This window comes from Tenacibaculum caenipelagi (assembly GCF_004363005.1).
In the GTDB taxonomy this organism is placed as follows: domain Bacteria; phylum Bacteroidota; class Bacteroidia; order Flavobacteriales; family Flavobacteriaceae; genus Polaribacter; species Polaribacter caenipelagi.
In genome coordinates this window covers 137,439-157,461 of the sequence record NZ_SNYH01000003.1, presented here as the reverse complement: position 1 = coordinate 157,461, position 20,023 = coordinate 137,439, and the positions used below count along the sequence as shown (strand labels likewise).

The 20,023-nt window shown below is 32.7% G+C and carries 20 protein-coding genes; 14 read left to right on the top strand and 6 right to left on the bottom strand.

Annotated elements, in window-relative coordinates:
• Positions 1-13: 13 nt before the first annotated feature.
• Complete coding sequence (locus tag DFQ07_RS07120; protein WP_133535600.1) at positions 14-1,657, bottom strand: acyl-CoA carboxylase subunit beta; 1,644 nt, start codon at positions 1,655-1,657, stop codon at positions 14-16.
• 58 nt (positions 1,658-1,715) lie between these two features.
• A complete protein-coding gene (locus tag DFQ07_RS07115; RefSeq protein WP_133535930.1) occupies positions 1,716-3,194 on the bottom strand; it encodes a helix-turn-helix domain-containing protein in 1,479 nt (492 codons plus the stop codon).
• A gap of 152 nt (positions 3,195-3,346) precedes the next feature.
• Between DFQ07_RS07115 and aceB the strand changes: the two genes are divergently transcribed.
• The 3 genes from aceB (at position 3,347) to DFQ07_RS07100 (ending at position 8,494) form a co-directional block, all read left to right on the top strand.
• Positions 3,347-4,942 (top strand): malate synthase A, encoded by a 1,596-nt coding sequence (aceB, locus tag DFQ07_RS07110; RefSeq protein ID WP_133535599.1) that lies wholly within the window; start codon positions 3,347-3,349, stop codon positions 4,940-4,942.
• 179 nt (positions 4,943-5,121) lie between these two features.
• Positions 5,122-6,753: an isocitrate lyase gene (locus DFQ07_RS07105; RefSeq protein ID WP_133535598.1), complete on the top strand. Its 1,632-nt coding sequence runs from the start codon at positions 5,122-5,124 to the stop codon at positions 6,751-6,753.
• 448 nt (positions 6,754-7,201) lie between these two features.
• Entirely contained in the window at positions 7,202-8,494 is a 1,293-nt protein-coding gene (locus DFQ07_RS07100) for a phosphatidylserine decarboxylase (protein WP_133535597.1), read from the top strand.
• 96 nt (positions 8,495-8,590) lie between these two features.
• On the opposite strand, the gene DFQ07_RS07095 is transcribed toward DFQ07_RS07100, so the two are convergent.
• Positions 8,591-8,968 carry a cupin domain-containing protein gene (locus DFQ07_RS07095; RefSeq protein WP_133535596.1) on the bottom strand — a complete coding sequence of 126 codons (378 nt, stop codon included), beginning with the start codon at positions 8,966-8,968 and terminating at the stop codon, positions 8,591-8,593.
• A 9-nt stretch (positions 8,969-8,977) separates the two neighbouring features.
• Positions 8,978-9,937 carry a GNAT family N-acetyltransferase gene (locus tag DFQ07_RS15850; RefSeq protein WP_166627737.1) on the bottom strand — a complete coding sequence of 320 codons (960 nt, stop codon included), beginning with the start codon at positions 9,935-9,937 and terminating at the stop codon, positions 8,978-8,980.
• Positions 9,938-10,097: 160 nt separating this feature from the next.
• On the opposite strand from DFQ07_RS15850, the gene DFQ07_RS07085 reads away from it, so the two are divergent.
• The 11 genes from DFQ07_RS07085 to ettA all read left to right on the top strand — a co-directional run bounded on the left by DFQ07_RS07085 (position 10,098) and on the right by ettA (position 17,436).
• Positions 10,098-10,448 (top strand): DoxX family protein, encoded by a 351-nt coding sequence (locus DFQ07_RS07085; RefSeq protein WP_133535594.1) that lies wholly within the window; start codon positions 10,098-10,100, stop codon positions 10,446-10,448.
• A complete protein-coding gene (locus DFQ07_RS07080) occupies positions 10,448-10,858 on the top strand; it encodes an OsmC family protein (protein ID WP_133535593.1) in 411 nt (136 codons plus the stop codon). Before DFQ07_RS07085 ends, DFQ07_RS07080 begins: the two co-directional genes overlap by 1 nt.
• Entirely contained in the window at positions 10,859-11,395 is a 537-nt protein-coding gene (locus DFQ07_RS07075; protein ID WP_133535592.1) for an NADPH-dependent FMN reductase, read from the top strand.
• A gap of 10 nt (positions 11,396-11,405) precedes the next feature.
• On the top strand, positions 11,406-11,837 hold the full coding sequence (locus DFQ07_RS07070) for a (4Fe-4S)-binding protein (protein ID WP_133535591.1): 432 nt from the start codon (positions 11,406-11,408) through the stop codon (positions 11,835-11,837).
• 2 nt (positions 11,838-11,839) lie between these two features.
• Complete coding sequence (locus tag DFQ07_RS07065) at positions 11,840-12,121, top strand: GNAT family N-acetyltransferase (protein ID WP_133535590.1); 282 nt, start codon at positions 11,840-11,842, stop codon at positions 12,119-12,121.
• A gap of 72 nt (positions 12,122-12,193) precedes the next feature.
• Positions 12,194-12,442, top strand: coding sequence for a glutaredoxin family protein (locus DFQ07_RS07060; RefSeq protein WP_133535589.1), 249 nt, complete (start codon positions 12,194-12,196; stop codon positions 12,440-12,442).
• A 6-nt stretch (positions 12,443-12,448) separates the two neighbouring features.
• Positions 12,449-12,889 (top strand): MarR family winged helix-turn-helix transcriptional regulator, encoded by a 441-nt coding sequence (locus DFQ07_RS07055; RefSeq protein ID WP_133535588.1) that lies wholly within the window; start codon positions 12,449-12,451, stop codon positions 12,887-12,889.
• A gap of 89 nt (positions 12,890-12,978) precedes the next feature.
• The gene (locus DFQ07_RS07050) at positions 12,979-13,281 is read left to right on the top strand and encodes a phosphoribosylpyrophosphate synthetase (RefSeq protein ID WP_133535587.1); all 303 of its coding nucleotides are present in this window, start codon (positions 12,979-12,981) and stop codon (positions 13,279-13,281) included.
• A 107-nt stretch (positions 13,282-13,388) separates the two neighbouring features.
• Complete coding sequence (locus DFQ07_RS07045) at positions 13,389-15,413, top strand: NADPH-dependent 2,4-dienoyl-CoA reductase (RefSeq protein WP_133535586.1); 2,025 nt, start codon at positions 13,389-13,391, stop codon at positions 15,411-15,413.
• A 135-nt stretch (positions 15,414-15,548) separates the two neighbouring features.
• Positions 15,549-15,725: a CAL67264 family membrane protein gene (locus DFQ07_RS07040; RefSeq protein ID WP_243743952.1), complete on the top strand. Its 177-nt coding sequence runs from the start codon at positions 15,549-15,551 to the stop codon at positions 15,723-15,725.
• 19 nt (positions 15,726-15,744) lie between these two features.
• A complete protein-coding gene (gene ettA / locus DFQ07_RS07035) occupies positions 15,745-17,436 on the top strand; it encodes an energy-dependent translational throttle protein EttA (RefSeq protein WP_133535584.1) in 1,692 nt (563 codons plus the stop codon).
• Positions 17,437-17,661: 225 nt separating this feature from the next.
• Here the strand turns inward: ettA and DFQ07_RS07030 are convergent, their stop codons facing one another.
• Entirely contained in the window at positions 17,662-18,417 is a 756-nt protein-coding gene (locus DFQ07_RS07030; RefSeq protein WP_133535583.1) for an alpha/beta fold hydrolase, read from the bottom strand.
• Positions 18,418-18,579: 162 nt separating this feature from the next.
• Positions 18,580-19,968 (bottom strand): dihydrolipoyl dehydrogenase, encoded by a 1,389-nt coding sequence (gene lpdA / locus DFQ07_RS07025; protein WP_133535582.1) that lies wholly within the window; start codon positions 19,966-19,968, stop codon positions 18,580-18,582.
• Positions 19,969-20,023 lie beyond the last annotated feature (55 nt).

The window sequence follows — 20,023 nt, the reverse complement described above, 5'->3', positions numbered from 1 at the left end:
CTGTTTTTGTGCTTTAAACTTGTAAAACTCCTAAATTAAATTGCTTTTCAATAGGAGCGTGGTTTGCTGCTTCTATTCCCATAGAAATCCAAGTTCTGGTGTCTAATGGGTTAATAATAGCATCGGTCCATATTCTTGCAGCTGCATAATAAGGAGATATTTGATTGTCGTATCTCGATTTTATTTTATCGAATAACTCAGCTTCTTTTTCAGGAGTAATTTTCTCTCCTTTATTCTTTAAAGCAGCAGTTTCAATTTGCAATAATACTTTTGCTGCAGATGCACCACTCATTACTGCTAATTCTGCACTAGGCCACGCAACAATTAAACGAGGGTCATATGCTTTACCACACATCGCGTAATTTCCTGCTCCGTAAGAATTACCAATAACAACAGTGAATTTAGGAACTACAGAGTTACTCACGGCATTTACCATTTTAGCCCCGTCTTTAATTATTCCGCTGTGTTCTGATTTACTTCCTACCATAAATCCGGTAACATCTTGTAAGAAGACTAACGGGATTTTCTTTTGGTTACAGTTGGCAATGAATCGTGTAGCTTTATCAGCAGAATCATTATAAATTACTCCACCAAACTGCATTTCACTAGGTTTCGTTTTTGCTCCTTTCGATTTTACAATTTTACGTTGGTTAGCAACAATACCCACAGCCCATCCATCAATACGAGCATATCCGGTAATAATGGTTTGACCATAGCCTGCTTTGTATTCTTCAAACTCTGAATTATCAACTAAACGTTTGATAATTTCCATCATGTCATATTGCTCGTTACGAGCTTTCGGTAAAATACCGAAAATATCATCTTCATTCTCTTTTGGAGGAAATGTTTCTTTGCGGTTGAAGCCAGCTTTGTCGTAATCTCCAATTTTATCCATTAAGTTTTTAATGGTATCTAAAGCATCTTTATCATCTTTTGCTTTATAATCGGTAACTCCCGATACTTCACAATGTGTGGTTGCACCACCTAAAGTTTCATTATCAATTGTCTCTCCAATAGCAGCTTTAACTAAATAACTTCCTGCTAAGAAAATACTACCTGTTTTATCTACAATTAAAGCTTCATCACTCATAATTGGTAAGTAAGCACCACCAGCAACACAGCTTCCCATAACTGCAGCTATTTGCGTAATTCCCATACTGCTCATTACTGCATTGTTTCTGAAAATTCTTCCAAAATGTTCTTTGTCAGGGAAAATTTCATCTTGCATAGGTAAGTATACACCAGCAGAATCTACCAAATAAATAATAGGTAGTTTATTTTCAATTGCTATTTCTTGAGCTCTTAAGTTTTTTTTACCGGTGATAGGAAACCAAGCACCAGCTTTTACGGTAGCATCATTAGCAACAACAATACATTGCTTACCACTTACATATCCCATTTTAACAACAACACCTCCTGAAGGACACCCACCGTGTTCTTTGTACATATCTTCACCTGCAAAAGCAGCTATTTCAATAGACTTTGATTTTTTGTCTAGTAAGTAGTCAATACGTTCACGAGCAGTCATTTTTCCTTTTTCGTGATGTTTATCAATACGTTTTTGTCCACCTCCTAATTTTACTTTGGCTAGGCGTTGACGTAAATCTGATGCTAAAAGTTTGTTGTGGTCTTCGTTTTTATTGAAGTTAAGATCCATGGTAAGTTATTTGTTTGCGAGTGCTAAAATAAGAAAAACAGTGTATAAAACAAGGTGTTTAGGTATGTGATTGAATGATGTTTTCTACGATTTTTTCTATTTCTTTGTTTCTTGATTGTTTTATTAGAACAGAAGGTTCAGCTACACGTTCTTTACAGTTTTGTACAGCACAAGTTTCACAGGTAATACCTACTATTCTTTTAGTGAAAGTATCTTCGTTAAAAAACTCTAGTTTTCGTTTTAAGTGAGGAGAAAGCAACATACCGATACTTACACTTCGATTAATGTTTTCTTTAAAAGGATCAGCTGTAGCTGCAGATAATACTAGATATTCATTGTCTGAGTTTTCGTAAGACGATATTTGAATTCCGTAGGCAGATTTTTTTTCTTTGGAAGTTTCTAAATCTTGAATAGTTTTAATAGCAATCCACCTTCTGCAATAATGTTCGTTATTGCGATTTGCATGCGGAGATTGCTGTTGCGTTATATGTAATTCTTTTGAAAGTCTAAATAAAGGTGAGTTCTCTTTATGTGTAAAGCGCAAAAAGAACAAGTTTTTAATGTTGAAATGTCTGGGTAAAATGTTGGTTAATCGCTGATAAAAAGTTTCATCTGAACAATTGTAGCTTCTAATAATTTTATGCAGTTGTAACGGTTGCCATGTTTGTAAAGAGAATAGTTGTGTTAGTTTTTGAATTAAATCGTCTTTAGGGATAATCAATGCACCTGCAAAATAAGAGGCTATAAAATTATTCAATACCTGATCGAAGCTTTCAAATTTTATCCAAGGAAAAGTATACAGACGATTTTCAATTTCTAGGTAGTTATATGCTAGTTCTTTTGCATAAATGAATGTTTTTTGGGCTTCATTTATATCGTTATATAATAAAAGAGTCTTTGTTTTTGGAATAAAAATGTTTCTTAGTTCAGATAGCTTTTGATGTTGAGATAATTCTTCGGTATTAATAGTATAACCATATTCTTCAACCAAAATATCTTCTAAATCTTTTGAGTTAATAGGTTTGTCTAATCTTATATGATAGGCTTTAGCAAATTCGATTACTTTACTCTCTATGTCTTCAAAGTAATTATTGTGAGCTTCTTGATAAGAACGTAAGGCTGCAAGAAAAAAGCTCTCTCTTGTTAGATTGTAATTTTGAGCAATTTTAATAATAGTACTGATAAACGCATTTACTTTGGCTGGAGCATTTGCAATAATATCTATTAAATTGTTTTCTTGAATACCAAATAAGTCTAAAGGGATTTCTTTTAAAATTTTTGACTGTAAAATCTCACCTATAGGAGCTAAATTTTTATCAAGCTTTAAGGATACCAAATGGTCGTAGGGTACTTCTAGCTTCTCAGAAAGGATGACGATTTTGTCTGTTTTTGGGTATTTTTTACCCTTTTCAATTTCATTTAAATACGATTTTGATAAGCCTGTTAGTTTGGCTAATCCAAAGAGTGATAGGTTTTTATCATTTCGTATTTGTTTAAGTTTTAAACCAAAAACAAGTCTGATGTATTCTTCTTCCAAAGTGTTTTTATTAAAAGATTCGTAATTCAAAGGTATAAAAATTAGCGAATTAATAAAAATTAGTAAATTTTATATTTTTAGCGAACGTTCGCTTTTTTGTTTGAGTTCTTTTTTTTAATATTGAAATGTCAATCAATAAAAAATAAAATAGTATGAATCAAGATGTTTTAGTTAAAGAAATTCAATGTGTAGGTTTTGATGAAATCAAGTATAAAAGTGTTTTGACTGAAAAAGCAAAAACATTTTTGGTACAACTGCATAAAAAATTTAATAATCAAAGACTTCAATTATTAGAAGAAAGAGAAATAGAACAAGCTTATTTTGATGCAGGCAATCTTCCTTCTTTTCCTCGAGAAACTAGAGAAATAAGAGAAAGTGATTGGGTTTGTGCAGAATTGCCTAGTGATTTATTAGACAGAAGAGTAGAAATTACGGGACCTGTTGAACGAAAAATGGTTATCAATGCTCTAAATTCTGGAGCAAAAATGTTTATGGCCGATTTTGAAGATAGCAATGCACCTACAATTCAAAATATTTTAGATGGACAAGTAAATTTAAGAGATGCAGTTAACAAAACGATTTCATTTTATAATGCTTTAAAAGATAAAACGTATCAATTGAATGAGAACATAGCTACTTTACTAGTGCGTCCAAGAGGGCTACATCTAAATGAAAAACATTTGTTGATTGATGGCATAGAAATGTCAGGTTCTCTAGTAGATTTTGGTTTGTTCTTTTTTCATAACATAAAAGCATTATTTGAGCAGGGAAGTGCTACTTATTTTTATTTACCAAAATTAGAGCACTATAAAGAAGCTCGTTGGTGGAATGACGTCTTCGTGTTTGCACAAGATTATTTAGAGGTACCTCAAAAAACAATAAAAGCAACGGTATTAATTGAAACGATTACAGCAAGTTTTCAGTTAGACGAAATCATTTATGAATTAAGAAATCATATGGCAGGTTTAAACTGCGGACGTTGGGATTATATTTTTTCATACATTAAAAAGTTTAGAAATCACTCCAATTTTTTTGTACCAAACCGAGCACAAATAACTATGGAAACTCCATTTATGGAAGCCTATTCGTTACGTGTTATCCAAACCTGTCATAAACGTAGAGTACATGCAGTAGGGGGAATGGCTGCTCAAATCCCTGTAAAAAATGATGAAGTGGCAAATAAATTAGCTTTTGATAAGGTGAGAAAAGGAAAAGAAAGAGAAGTGTTGAATGGTCATGATGGAACTTGGGTAGCACATCCAGGATTGGTATCACTAGCGATGGAAGTGTTTGATGCACATATGAAAACATCAAATCAAATTGATAAGCTAAGAGAAGATGTAGATATAACAGAAGAAGCTTTGGTGCAACAACCACAGGGAACTATCACAGAAGAAGGGATTAGAGAAAATATCAATGTAGGGATTTTGTATATAGAATCTTGGTTGATGGGACAAGGGGCAGCTGCTTTGTATAATTTAATGGAAGATGCAGCGACTGCCGAAATTTCTAGAACACAGGTATGGCTATGGTTACAAAAAAATGAATTGTTAGAAGATGGTAGAACATTTACTAAAGGGATGTATGAGCAATTCAAAAAAGAAGAAATTCAAAAAATTAAAAACCTTTTAGGAGCAGATAGATTTGCGAACGGAAGGTTTAATAAGGCCATAGAATTATTTGACAGTTTAGTATTGTCAGAAGAATTTGAAGAATTCTTAACCTTACCGGCTTATCAATATTTTTAGAGTAAGCTATTTTTGGTATAAGTCTAGAAGATACTTATAGCGAAAAACATTTTAAATTAAAGACTAAAATCGAAATAATTAAATCTCGATTATCGAAAAAAAAAAGCCCTTAAAAATGCGGCAACATTTAAAAGGGCAAGCTATCAATATAAATTAATAACCTTATCAATTACAAAATTATGAAAAATTTAGCACACGCTAATTATAGTTCAGCTTTACAAACTGTACAAGAATTAAAGAAAAAGTTCGGAAATACTTGGAATTCGATTTCTCCAGAAAATGCTGCTAGAATGGTAGCGCAAAATCGTTTTAAAACAGGTTTAGATATCGCAAGATATACTGCGGCTATTATGCGAAAAGATATGGCTGATTATGATGAGGACTCGTCTAACTATACACAATCGTTAGGGTGTTGGCATGGGTTTGTAGCACAGCAAAAAATGATTGCTGTAAAAAAACATCACAAAACCACAAGTAAACGTTATTTATATCTTTCGGGATGGATGATTGCTGCATTGCGTTCAGAATTTGGACCGTTACCAGACCAATCAATGCATGAAAAAACAGCAGTTCCAGCTTTAATAGAAGAAATTTATGATTTTTTACGTCAAGCAGATGCAGTTGAATTGAATGATTTGTTTAGAAGGTTAGAAAAAGGAGAAGATGTACAAGATCAAATAGATAATTTTGAGACGCATATCGTACCTATCATAGCAGATATAGATGCTGGTTTCGGAAATGAAGAAGCAACATATTTATTAGCAAAAAAAATGATTCAAGCTGGTGCTTGTGCTATTCAGATAGAAAATCAAGTTTCAGATGCTAAACAGTGTGGACATCAAGACGGAAAAGTAACGGTACCACATGAGGATTTTATTGCAAAATTAAATGCCATTCGATATGCTTTTTTAGAGTTAGGTGTAGAAGATGGAGTTATTGTAGCTAGAACCGATTCGGAAGGAGCGAGTTTAACTCAAAAGTTACCTGTGAGCCAAGAACCAGGAGATTTAGCTTCTCAGTATTTAGCATTTGTTGAAGCTGAAGAAATTACTATTGACGAAGCAAGAGAAGATGACGTGTTGTTAAAACGTGATGGAAAATTAGTACGCCCTGTACGTTTGGCTAATGGACTATATAAGTTTAGAGAAGGAACAAATATTGATAGGGTAGTGCTAGATTGTATTACAAGTTTACAAAATGGGGCAGATTTATTATGGATTGAAACTCCAACACCTCATGTGAAGCAAATTGCTCATATGGTAAATAGAGTAAGAGCTGTGGTTCCTAATGCGAAGTTGGTGTACAATAACTCTCCATCGTTTAATTGGACATTGAATTTCCGTAACCAAGTATATGATGAAATGGTAATACAAGGATATGATGTTTCAATGTATGACAGAAATAATTTAATGGATGTCAAGTATGATGGTTCAGAACTTTGCCAGTTGGCAGATGAGAAAATCCGCACTTTCCAAATAGATGGAGCAAGAGAAGCAGGGATTTTCCATCATTTAATTACGTTGCCAACCTATCATACAACGGCATTACATATGAACGATTTAACCGAAGGTTATTTTGGAAAAGAAGGTATGTTAGCTTATGTAAAAGGTGTGCAAAGACAAGAAATTAGAAAAGGTGTATCGTGCGTAAAACACCAACGAATGGCTGGGTCTGATTTAGGAGACGATCACAAAACGTTTTTTGCAGGAGAAAAAGCATTAAAGGCAGGAGGAGAAAAGAATACCTCTAATCAATTTGAAGCTTCTTCAAAAAAGAATGAGATTGTGGAAGAAGTAGCTGAAGTGGTTTAATATTATTAGTTTGTAAATTTCCCGTTTATGTTTGGTTTGTTTCAATTGTTTGTTTACATAGCGGGAATTTTACTTACGAGCTTACATATTATAAATTTATAATTAGCAGTTGTAAGTTTTATTTTGAAGTTGAACTCCACTTATATAAGTAAGTGGAGTTTTTTAATAGAAATAATAAACTTCAAATACTATCTGCATTGTTTCTAATACTACTATAAAGATACAATTGACTTGTTTTTTATTACTGAAATTGGTGCGTTTATGTGTAAAAATCAGATGCTTATGGTTTTTCCTCTGAGATTAATGGATTTATTTTTCAAATTTGAGTAATCTGATAACATGGTTACATGGTTGATGATGATTGTTTTATCAGAATTTTTATTTGTACGGGTGGTATCCGAAAAACCTCCAATAAAAGAGTAGGAATTATTTAAAAACTTAACTAATTATGGAAACAACAACTATTGAAACTCATAAAGCAGTTGTTGAACAACTGAAAAGTATTTTAGATGGTAATCCAGCAATGGCAAAAAGTCTTGGAGATTCATTAAAAAAAGCGGTTGAATTATCAAAAAATGGAAGTCCTGATAAAACTATACCTCCTTTAAATAAAGATCTTTACAAAGCAATTGATAAAGAATTTAGAGGAAAAGGATGGCCAGAAACCGTAGCTGCATATTATGACTACTTAGATCTTTATGTACAAATGATTCCAAATGAAAGTAGAGATCCTGAATATCCTAATGCTTGGACAAGTGATGGAACTAAAAATGGATACAATCAAAAAGTATACGATTTACTTTGTCAATCCTATTGGTTGATAGACCAAGCAGATTCAGAAGGAAATACGATGCAGAGTTATCCTGAGTTTGCTGATTGGTTAGTGAGTTTTGCAAATGCTTGGGGAACTTTCTTAGATACGGAAGCTTCTTTAACAAAGGAAACGCTACAATCATTTAAAGATGATAAAAATGCTCAAGGTGAAAGTGTTTATAATTTTCCTTTGTATTCAAAAAATGAAAGTAGTTGGAAGACATTCAATCAATTTTTTTATAGAGAATTTAATGATGCAGATCCTAAAACGGGAATTTCTCCTTTGCGCCCTATAGCAGCTCCAGATGATAATACTATTATTGTTTCTCCTGCAGATTGTACTTTTAAAGCATATTATCCAATTGATAAAAAAGGGAATGTAGATAAGATTACATTGAAAGGAACACATACTATTGGTAGTGTAGATGAGTTGTTGGAGTACAGTAAGTATGGAGAAAGTTTTTATGGAGGTACATTTATTCATTATTTTTTAAGTCCTTTTGATTATCATCGTTTTCATACACCAGTTAGTGGAAAAATTTTAGAGATTCTTCCTGTGCAAGGAAAAGTGTATTTGAATGTTGAAACAGTATCTGGTGGACAGTTTGATGCTCCAGATGGTGGTGAAAATGGATATGAGTTTTCACAGGCCAGAGGATTAGTAATTATGGATGCGGGACCTGAAGTGGGAAAAGTCGCTATTTTACCAATAGGAATGTGTCAGGTTTCTGGCGTAGATATGTATACTGAACTACAAGGACAAACAGTAGTGAAAGGTCAAGAGTTTGGTAAATTTAGATTTGGAGGTTCAGATATTATTATGCTATTTGAAAAACCACCTCATAAATTATATATGTTCCAAAATGATCCTTCGAATGTGCCTATTCATTTTCAATACGGACAAGCTTCAGTTTATTGGAATAAATAATATATTTTAAAGAAAAGGTAGTTGTTTTTAAGAAACTACCTTTTTTTATTGTTATAATTTTAATAAGAATTAATGTATGTTTTTTATGTTGATACTTTAATATTTTTGATTGTCAATAGACTTTGTGATGGAGGTTATTACATCCCCGGTGTGTTTTGTTGATTTGGTTTCAATCAACATGATTAAACAATCTTCAGTAGCACTAACCCTGTGGTTTATACCTTTAGGAACAACAAATAAATCACCAGTATTCATTGTAAAACTAGGTTGGTTTTCAATTTCCATTAAAAGGTTTCCATCAATAATATAAAATAACTCATCTTCGTTTTCATGATTATGCCAAGGAATATCTTCTCCTTTAATCTTTGCTATTTTAACATATTGATCGTTAACCTCTGAAACTATTTTTGGAGAAAAATAATCTTTTAGCTTAAGAGATTCTTGATGTAAGTTTAATACTTGAGTATTATTCATAGTGTTATCTTATAAAGATTTTAACTCCATTTTAATATTGCATCTTTCGTATGGACAATTCTCCTCCACAGGAATTTCTATAAAACCATATTTTCGATAAATGTATATTGCGTTTTCTAGTATGGTATTAGAGTATAAAATAAGCTTATCAAAATTATTTTCTTGAGCGTAGTTAATACAATGCTGCATAAGATGTTGTCCAATTTTATGACCTCTATGATTAGGGGATACAGCCATTTTTGTCAATTCATAAGTGTTTGATTCTCCCATTGGCATTAAGGCTACAGTACCTACAATTTCATCATTTATTTTAGCAAAGAAAATACGACCTCCTTTGTTAATAATATATTTGTCAGGATTACTTAGTACTTCTTCATCATAAGGTTCAACGTAAAAAAAGGTTTGTAACCATTCAATATTTAAATCGTAAAAATGAGAAGCATACTCATTTTTATAATTAATAATTTCAACCGATTGAAGTTGTTGTGTATTCATTTTTATATGTTCTATAATTGCTGTGCTAAATGATTTCTTTTGAAACTTTTCTTCTAGAATGTTTAAGTGTTCAATTAATGAGTTTGATTTGATACAGGTGTATTCTTTAATAGTTTCTTCAATGCTATTCCAAATAGGTGTTATTTTTTGAACTAGCTTTTTTCCCTTTTCAGAGAGGTAGATAATCTTTTTACGTTTATCATCTTTATCTTCTTTTAATTCAATTAACCTTTTTTTCATCAGTTTGTTTATAGCTTGAGTAGTGGCAGGTTGTGTTGTCCTCAAACTAGCATTGATTTCGGTATTGGTAACACCATCTTTATTTTTAATTATCTTAAAAGTAGGAAATAGGTAAGGGTCAAAATCTATATCAAAGGTGTCGTATACAATTTGTGTTTCTCTCATCATATATTCACTTACTCTTTTTAATCTTGATCCTATGCCTATTTCTCCAATACCTTGTAAAGCGTCCATTATATCTTTTAAAATTAAGTATTTATATAAGTACTTATACAAATTTATAAAATAAAATAACATATCTACAAAATAATTTATATTCCATGATAATATATTCCATGGTTAATATTTGATTATTTTTTATATCTTTGTCTCAGAAATTTTAATTAAATAAATAATGAAAAGAGACAAAATTATTTTTTATGTATCTACAGGATTGTTGACTCTTATGATGTTAATGTCGGCAGGAATGTATATTTTTAATAACGAAGCGGTTTCAAGTATGTTTACTGCATTTGGGTATCCAACTTATATCATCTATCCGTATGCAATAGCCAAAATATTAGGATTGGTAGCACTTTGGTTTTTTAGAGGGAAGTTTTTAAATGAATGGGCGTATGCGGGATTCTTCTTTGCTTTTATTTTGGCATTTTTTGCTCATTTTATGATTGGTGACGGAGAACAAACTGGGGCAGTAATTGCAATGGTATTATTGATACTTTCTTATATTTATAAGAAAAAAATATAATGAGCAATAATCCATCTTCAAAAGTAGAGTTAACAAGTCGTAATTACTTAGCAGAAGCTAAAATGAGAAATCATTTTGCTGTAATTGATGAGCCCTTAGATAAAGGAGGCGATGATAATGGTCCGACACCAGTAGAATATTTATTAACAGCTATAGGTGGCTGTGTGGCTATCACCTTACGAATGTACGCAGAACGTAAGGGGTGGGATTTAGGAAAAATTACAGTAAATGTAAATCAGAAACAAGAGTTAACTCCAAATGGAATAAAAAAATCATTAATAGAAGAAATCTCTTTTGAAAAAGAAGTTACAGAAGAACAGCGAGCTAAATTGTTAGAAATAGCAGCTAAATGTCCGGTAGCTAAAATGGTGAAAGAAGCAACAGAGATTGATTCAAAAATAACATCTTAAATGAAAAAAATAATAGCCTTTGCAGGCAGTAATAGTAAAAAATCAATTAATAAAGAATTAGCAACATATACTTCAGGATTATTAAAAAATGTAGAAGTTACGATATTAGATTTAAATGATTATCCATTGCCTATTTATGGAATTGATGAGGAAATGGAAAAGGGTATTCCAGAAAATGCAAAGAAGTTTCTAAAAGAAATTCAGGAATCTGATGGTATTATTTTATCATTAGCAGAGCATAACGGAAATTTTACCGCGGCTTTTAAGAATATTGTAGATTGGATGTCGCGTATTGAACAAAAATTATGGAGTAACAAACCCATGTTATTACTTTCTGCATCTCCTGGAGGTAGAGGAGGAGCATCTTCTATGGCTATTGCAAAAAATGGTTTTCCACATATGGGAGCAAATTTGATAGCCGATTTTTCTTTACCAAAATTTTATGATAACTTTAAGGACGGAAGTATTGTAAATGAAGAACTTAAAGAAGTTCACCAAAAAGTAGTTGTAACTTTCGAAAACGCAGTATCACTATAAAATTAAAGTTATGTCAGACAGCAAAAAGATTACAAAAAAATACAGTAATGATGATATTACGGTTGTTTGGCAACCTCACAAGTGTATTCATTCAAAAAAGTGCTGGAAAGGATTGATACAAGTATTCAATCCTCAAAATAAGCCATGGATTAATATGAGTGGTGCGACTACCGAAAGAATAAAAAGACAGGTTGAAGAATGCCCTTCAGGAGCATTGTCTTATCTCTCAAAAGAAGCAGGTAATCAAGCGGCTGCACATACAGAAACAAAGGTTGAAGCTTTAGAGAATGGTCCTTTATTAATTTATGGAACCTTACACGTAACTACTTCTGACGGTAAAACTGAAAAGAAAAATAAAACGACAGCTTTTTGTAGATGTGGGGCATCACAAAACAAACCCTATTGTGATGGGGCTCATGTAAAAGTTGAATTTAAAGGGTAATTATGCAAGTAGAGCAAGAAGATAATGGTAAAAAAGGAACATTTTATGTTGAAGTTGATGGGAAAAGGGAAGCTTTAATGACTTATACTTGGGCAGGAGAAGATAAAATAATTATAGACCATACAGAAGTAGGAGATCGTTTAAGAGGTAAAAAGGTAGGATATAAATTGGTAGAAGCCTCAGTTAATTTTGCAAGAAGTAAAGGGGTAAAAATACTTCCACTATGTCCATTTGCAAAAGCGGTATTTGATAAAACTTCTAATTATAAAGATGTGTTAGCATAATATCTTGAGAAGGTATATTTCTTAGAAAGTAAGTAGGGGTTTCGTATTTTTGTAGTTAAATAGGGGAGTAAAATGAAGATAGTTTTATACGGTAAAAAAGGACATGCACATACAGTAGCATATAAAAACTTTTTAAAATCAGCTGAAGTACCTTTTGAATATAAAGATGTTTCAGTTGATGAAGAAGCAAAAGAGCATAGTAAAAAATTGTACGAGGGAGAAATAAAATATCCTACGTTGTTTATTGATGATGAAGTGTATTTAACACCAACATCAGATACATTTAATAAATTAATGCAAGATATAAAGCTAAGAGGATAATTAAGTATGGGAGATATTTCGAAAGACATTAATTCAAAATTTCCAAATAATAAAGTGAAAGCTTTTATTAATATCAAATATACTGCTAATTGGATTACAAGTAAGGAAAATGAATTTTTTAGACCTTATGGAATATCTCCACAACAGTATAATATACTTAGAATTTTAAGAGGAGCTAAAAAAGCAATTAAAGTTCAGACAATTAAAGATAGAATGGTTGAACGTGCACCTAATGCTACACGTTTAATGGATAAATTGTGTGAGAAAAAGTTAATAGAACGTATTCGATGTGAACATGATAGAAGAGTGGTTTACATTAGCATTGCTGAAGAAGGATTGATATTATTAAATGAAATTGACGATACTTTACAGTTTAAATTTATTGAAAACCTTACAGAAGAAGAGGCTATAACATTAAGTAGTTTACTAGATAAGATAAGACAATAATTTTTTTGTTTTCACACCTTTTTTATATGTGAAATAGAAGGTTTTGAGTTAAAAGTTGTATCTTTAAAAAGGAGAAAAAAAAAGAAATTATGCACATTTATGATACACTTTCAGAAGCCTTAGATGATTTAGATAAAAGAGGATATACACTAGATTTTAACTTAACAGAAAGTGTTCTAGAGTGCAGGCATACAAAAGAAACATACCCACCTGAAGTTTTTGAAGTTGTAGAGGTATACCGATTCGAAGGTATGAGTAGTGCAGGTGATAATTCAGTAGTCTATGCTATAGAAACAGCCAACGGCACCAAAGGAGTGTTGGTGGATGCTTACGGAGTTTATGCCGATTCACTCTCTCCTGAAATGGTACAAAAATTACGGTTTAAACAATAAAAATCTAATATATAAAAACTCGAAGATGTATTCTTCGAGTTTTTTATTTTCCAAAAAATTGTATCTTGCCATTTGTTATGCGTGCATAATATTTTAAAATTAAAACAATGAAGTACAAACATATTTTTGAACCTTTAGATTTAGGATTTACAACTTTAAAAAACCGAATCTTGATGGGGTCAATGCATACAGGATTAGAAGAAGAAAAAAACGGTATGGAACGTATAGCTGCATATTATGCAGAACGTGCTCGAGGTGGTGTAGGGTTAATTGTTACTGGAGGGATTTCACCTAATATTCAAGGGTGGACAGCGCCTTTTTCAGCTCGTATGAGCACAAAAAAGCATGCGCGTGAGCATAAGGTAATTACAGAAACAGTGCATAAAGAAGGAGGTAAAATATGTATGCAAATTTTACACTCAGGACGTTATGGATATCATCCATTTAATGTTGCACCTTCAAAAATTCAATCACCAATAACGCCATTCAAGCCTTTTGCGCTAAAACAATCAGGAATACGAAGAACAGTTAAAGATTTTGTAAACTGTGCTAAGTTATCACAAGAAGCAGGGTATGATGGTGTTGAAATCATGGGGTCTGAAGGATATCTAATTAACGAGTTTCTTGTTACAAGAACCAATAAAAGAACAGATAATTACGGAGGAAAATATGAAAACAGAATCCGTTTAGCTGTTGAACTTGTTCGTAAAATAAGAGAAGCTGTAGGTGAAAATTTTATCATCATTTACCGATTGTCAATGTTAGATTTGGTAGAACAGGGTAGTTCTTGGGAAGAAGTAGTACAATTAGGAAAAGAGATAGAAAAGGCAGGAGCAACAATTATCAATACAGGTATTGGTTGGCACGAAGCACGTATTCCTACCATAGCAACGTCGGTTCCTAGAGCAGCGTTTACTTGGGTAACTCAGAAAATGAAAGAAGAATTATCCATTCCCCTAATTACTTCTAACCGAATCAACATGCCTGCTACAGCTGAAAGAGTATTAGCAGAAGGACATGCAGATATGATTTCTATGGCACGTCCATTTTTAGCTGATCCAGAATGGGTAAATAAGGCTAAAGAGGAAAGAGTAGATGAAATTAATACATGTATTGCTTGTAACCAAGCTTGTTTAGATCATGCTTTTCAAAAGAAAGTAGCTAGTTGTTTGGTAAATCCAAGAGCGTGTCATGAAACGGAATTGAATTACAATCCAACTTCAACAAAGAAAAAAATAGCTGTTGTAGGAGCAGGTCCAGCAGGTTTGGCAGCTTCAACAGTGGCAGCTCAGAGAGGGCATGAAGTAACATTATTTGATGCAGATAAAGAAACAGGAGGACAGTTTAATATAGCGAAACAAATACCAGGAAAGGAAGAGTTTTATGAAACCATTCGCTATTTTAATAAACAATTAGAATTACATAAGGTAACTATAAAATTAAATACACGAGTTACAGCAGAAGATTTGACTAGAGGTAATTTTGATGAGGTTGTTTTAGCAACTGGAATTACTCCAAGGACTCCAAGAATTGACGGAATTGATCACGAAAAAGTACTTAGCTATATTGATGTGGTTAAATTGAAGAAACCTGTGGGCAAGCGTGTAGCAGTTATTGGAGCAGGAGGAATTGGTTTTGATGTATCTGAATATTTAGCCCATGAAGGAGAAAGTACTTCTCAAAATATAGATGCATGGTTAAAAGAATGGGGAATTGATAAAACGTTAAAATCTCGTGCGGGTATAGAAGGAGTTACGCCTGAGTTTGATCCATCTCCTAGAGAAATTTTTATGTTTAAACGAAGTAAAGGAAAGTTTGGAGGAAGTTTAGGAAAAACAACTGGTTGGATACATCGTGCAGTACTAAAGAAGAAAAAAGTACAATTTATAGGAGAGGTTCAATACACTAAAATAGATAATGAAGGTTTACACTATATTCAAAATGAAGAGCGAAAAGTATTGCCGGTAGATAATGTAATAATTTGTGCAGGTCAAGTTCCTTTTAAAGAATTGTTAGAACCTTTAGAAGCTAAAGGAATGAAAGTTCATGTAATAGGAGGCGCAGATGTTGCAGCAGAATTAGATGCTAAGAGAGCGATAAATCAAGGAAGCAGGTTAGCTGCTGAACTCTAGTTTTATATAAATTTAAAATCACTAAAGAAGTCTTACTTATGTGAGACTTTTTTTATGCGTAATAAGAGAGTGAATAAGTCTAAATAATTACCGATATTTGTAGCTCACATTTTTTGAAAAAAGTAAATTATGGCAATGAACAAAAACACTGTCCTAGGTTGGGCAACACTTGTAATGATTTTAATGGGAATTTTACTTATTGGATTAGCAGTTTTTAAGTATGATGAAATAGCAGGATACGGATTTGGAGCTGTTGGTTTAGGTTTTTTCGCTAATGCATGGGTGTTTAACGCCTTAAAAGGGAGAGTTTAATTAAAGAAATAACATAGAAATGAGCGACGATAAAAAAGTCATTTTTTCAATGAATAAGGTCTCTAAGACCTATCAAAGTACAGGAAAACAAGTTTTAAAGGATATTTATTTAAGTTTCTTTTACGGAGCTAAAATTGGTATCTTAGGTTTAAACGGTTCGGGTAAATCTACCTTGTTAAAGATTATTGCAGGAGTAGAAAAAAACTATCAAGGAGATGTAACGTTTTCTCCAGGATATAAGGTAGGATACTTAGAGCAAGAACCTCAATTAGATGAAGATAAAACCGTTTTAGAAATTGTTAAAGAAGGAGTAGCAGATACCGTTGCTATTTTAGATGAATACAATAAAATAAACGATATGTTTGGATTAGAAGAAGTGTATTCTGATCCAGATAAAATGGATAAGTTAATGGCGCGTCAAGCTGAATTACAAGACAAAATTGACGCTTCTAACGCTTGGGAATTAGATACCAAGTTAGAAATAGCTATGGACGCGTTACGTACACCTGAAGGAGATAAGAAAATTGGAGTATTATCTGGTGGAGAGCGTCGTCGTGTAGCATTATGCCGTTTATTATTACAAGAGCCAGAAATTTTATTATTAGATGAGCCTACCAACCACTTAGATGCAGAATCTGTACATTGGTTAGAGCATCATTTGGCGCAATATAAAGGAACGGTAATTGCGGTAACGCACGACCGTTATTTCTTAGACAACGTTGCAGGTTGGATTTTAGAATTGGATAGAGGTGAAGGTATTCCATGGAAAGGAAACTATTCTTCTTGGTTAGATCAAAAATCTCAACGTTTGGCACAAGAAAGTAAAACAGCTTCTAAACGTCAAAAGACCTTAGAACGAGAGTTAGAATGGGTTCGTCAAGGAGCTAAAGGTCGTCAAACAAAGCAAAAAGCTCGTTTGAAGAACTATGAAAAGTTAATGAGTCAAGACCAAAAACAAACGGAAGAAAAATTAGAAATTTACATTCCAAATGGTCCACGTTTAGGAACTAATGTAATAGAAGCTACAGGTGTTTCTAAAGCATACGGAGATAAATTATTATACGAAAACTTAGAGTTTAATCTTCCGCAAGCTGGAATCGTAGGAATTATTGGTCCAAACGGAGCTGGTAAAACTACTATTTTCAGAATGATTATGGGAGAAGAAACTCCTGATGCTGGAAGTTTTACAGTAGGTGAAACTGCTAAAATAGCGTATGTAGACCAATCGCATTCAAATATTGACCCTGAAAAATCAATTTGGGAAAACTTCTCTGAAGGTCAAGATTTAGTGATGATGGGAGGAAAGCAAGTAAACTCTAGAGCCTACTTAAGCCGTTTTAACTTCTCAGGAAATGAGCAAAACAAAAAAGTAGCAACGTTATCAGGTGGAGAGCGTAACCGTTTGCATTTAGCAATGACGTTAAAGGAAGAAGGAAACGTACTTTTATTAGATGAGCCAACAAACGATTTAGATGTAAATACCTTACGAGCGTTAGAAGAAGGTTTAGAAAACTTTGCAGGATGTGCTGTAGTAATTAGTCACGACCGTTGGTTCTTAGATCGTATTTGTACACACATATTAGCTTTCGAAGGAGACAGTCAGGTATACTTCTTTGAAGGTTCTTTCTCTGATTATGAAGAGAATAAAAAGAAACGTTTGGGAAGTGATTTAATGCCAAAACGTATCAAATACAAGAAATTGATTAGATAATATTCAGTTATCTTATTATAAAACAAAACTCGAAGTTAGCAGCTTCGAGTTTTTTCTTTTTCAATAACAATTATCCCCTCAATGTTAAACTGTTTAGTAGATAGTTTTTCATAGTAACGATATTATGTTAATGTTTTCTTAAAAGCAATTATTGTGCCGAAAATGTATTAAATAGTCTTTTTAGTTAGTAAAAATTTATTGAAGTGCATTTTTGATTAAGAATTTTTATTTGAGTGTATTGAGAAGAAACGCTTTTGATAGCCTTAAAAACTCAGTTTTATTATCACCATCATGGGCATAGTGCCCTGTATTAGGAACTATCCATAGCTGAGAATCATCAAGTGTTTGGTGAAGCTTTACCACAGAATCGATAGGTATTTGTTCAGCTTTATCACCTAAAATAAGTAAAGTCTTGGCTTTAATTCTTTTTAGTTCTTCATCTGTTAGTTTTATTTTATAGTTAGCTAGTTGATCTAAAATGCCTTTAATTTGTTCTTCTCCACCTGTATGATAGTCTCTAATCCACTGGAATTTTTCAATATTATCGTAGTTGAATGTGCTTAGCATAGATGGAAAGTCTTGACTATCCCAGTTTCCATTAGCTCCTATAATAACCATAGATTCTACAAGTTCAGGATTCATACTACTTAATTCAAGAAGTACATCTCCGCCAAAACTCAAACCAATTCCTTTAACTTTATCAATATTAAGATGTTTCATAAGAGTTAGCACATCTTCTGAAGCAGCTCTTACAGAAAACTGGTATTCAAACTTACTTGATTTTCCATGCCCCCTAAGATCTATTAAGTATACTTCAAAATTATCAGAGTACTCTTTTACATATTCTAACCAAGCAATTGAAGATTGTGTGTAACCATGAAGTAAGATAAGAGGCTCACCTTTACCATATACTTCGTAATAAATTTCAACTCTATTTATATTTACTCTTTCATGTTTTTTAGGGGTAATTGTATTTTTCATATTTATTTGATTCTTTACTCACCACTCTGATGAGTATTATTATAAGGAAGCGAAGATATTAGTTTTAGAATCTAAGAGTAATAAATGTTATATAAAAAATAAACCTCACCAAAAGGCGAGGTTTTTCAATCTTTATATTTTCTAAAAATCTAGTGATTCTAATTATAAGTGAATTACTTCATCATAAGCATCAGCTACAGCTTCCATAACCGCTTCACTCATGGTTGGGTGAGGGTGAATAGCTTTTAATACTTCATGACCAGTAGTTTCTAATTTACGACCTAATACAGCTTCAGCAATCATGTCGGTTACACCAGCACCAATCATGTGGCATCCTAACCATTCACCATACTTAGCATCAAAAATAACTTTTACAAATCCGTCAGGAGTACCAGCAGCTTTTGCTTTACCAGATGCAGAGAATGGGAATTTTCCAATCTTTAATTCGTAACCAGCTTCTTTAGCTTGGTCTTCTGTTAAACCAACAGAGGCAATTTCTGGAGTAGCATATGTACAACCTGGAATATTTCCATAGTCAATAGCTTCAGTATGTAAACCAGCGATTTTTTCAACACAAGTAATTCCTTCTGCTGAAGCAACGTGTGCTAATGCAGGACCAGGAGTTACATCTCCAATTGCATAGTATCCAGGAATGTTTGTTTGATACCAATCGTTTACTAAGATTTTATCTCTATCAGTAATAATTCCAACATCTTCTAAACCGATGTTTTCAATATTTGTTTTAATTCCAACTGCAGATAATACGATGTCTGCTTCTAAAATTTCTTCTCCTTTTTTAGTTTTTACGGTAGCTTTTACTCCATCACCAGAAGTATCAACAGACTCAACAGAAGAGCTTGTCATTACTTTTATTCCTGCTTTTTTGAAAGAACGCTCCATTTGTTTAGAAACATCTTTATCTTCTACAGGAACAATTGTTGGCATAAATTCAACAACGGTTACATCAGTTCCCATTGAGTTATAGAAGTGTGCAAACTCAACTCCAATAGCACCCGAACCTACAACAATCATCGATTTAGGTTGCGTTGGTAAACTCATTGCCTCACGGTAACCGATTACTTTTTTACCATCTTGAGGTAAACTAGGTAATTCACGAGAACGAGCTCCAGTAGCAATAATAATATTGTCTGCTGAATACTCAGTAACTTTACCATCTTTATCAGTAACATCTACTTTTTTTCCTGGTTTTACCTTACCAAAACCATCGATGATATCAATTTTATTTTTCTTCATTAAGAACTGAACACCTTTGCTCATTCCTTCAGCAACACCACGACTACGTTTAATCACAGCTTCGAAATCTTTATCGATAGCTTCTGCTTTTAAACCGTACTCATCAACATGTTTTAAATAATCATATACTTGCGCAGATTTTAATAATGCTTTGGTAGGAATACATCCCCAGTTTAAGCAAATTCCACCTAAGTTTTCTTTTTCAACTACCGCGGTTTTAAACCCTAATTGAGAGGCTCTAATTGCAGTTACATAACCTCCAGGACCGCTTCCGATTATTAGTACGTCGTATTTCATGTTGTTTGTTTTATTTAAGTTTTAAAGTAGTAAAGTTGTAACTGTTACTACATTT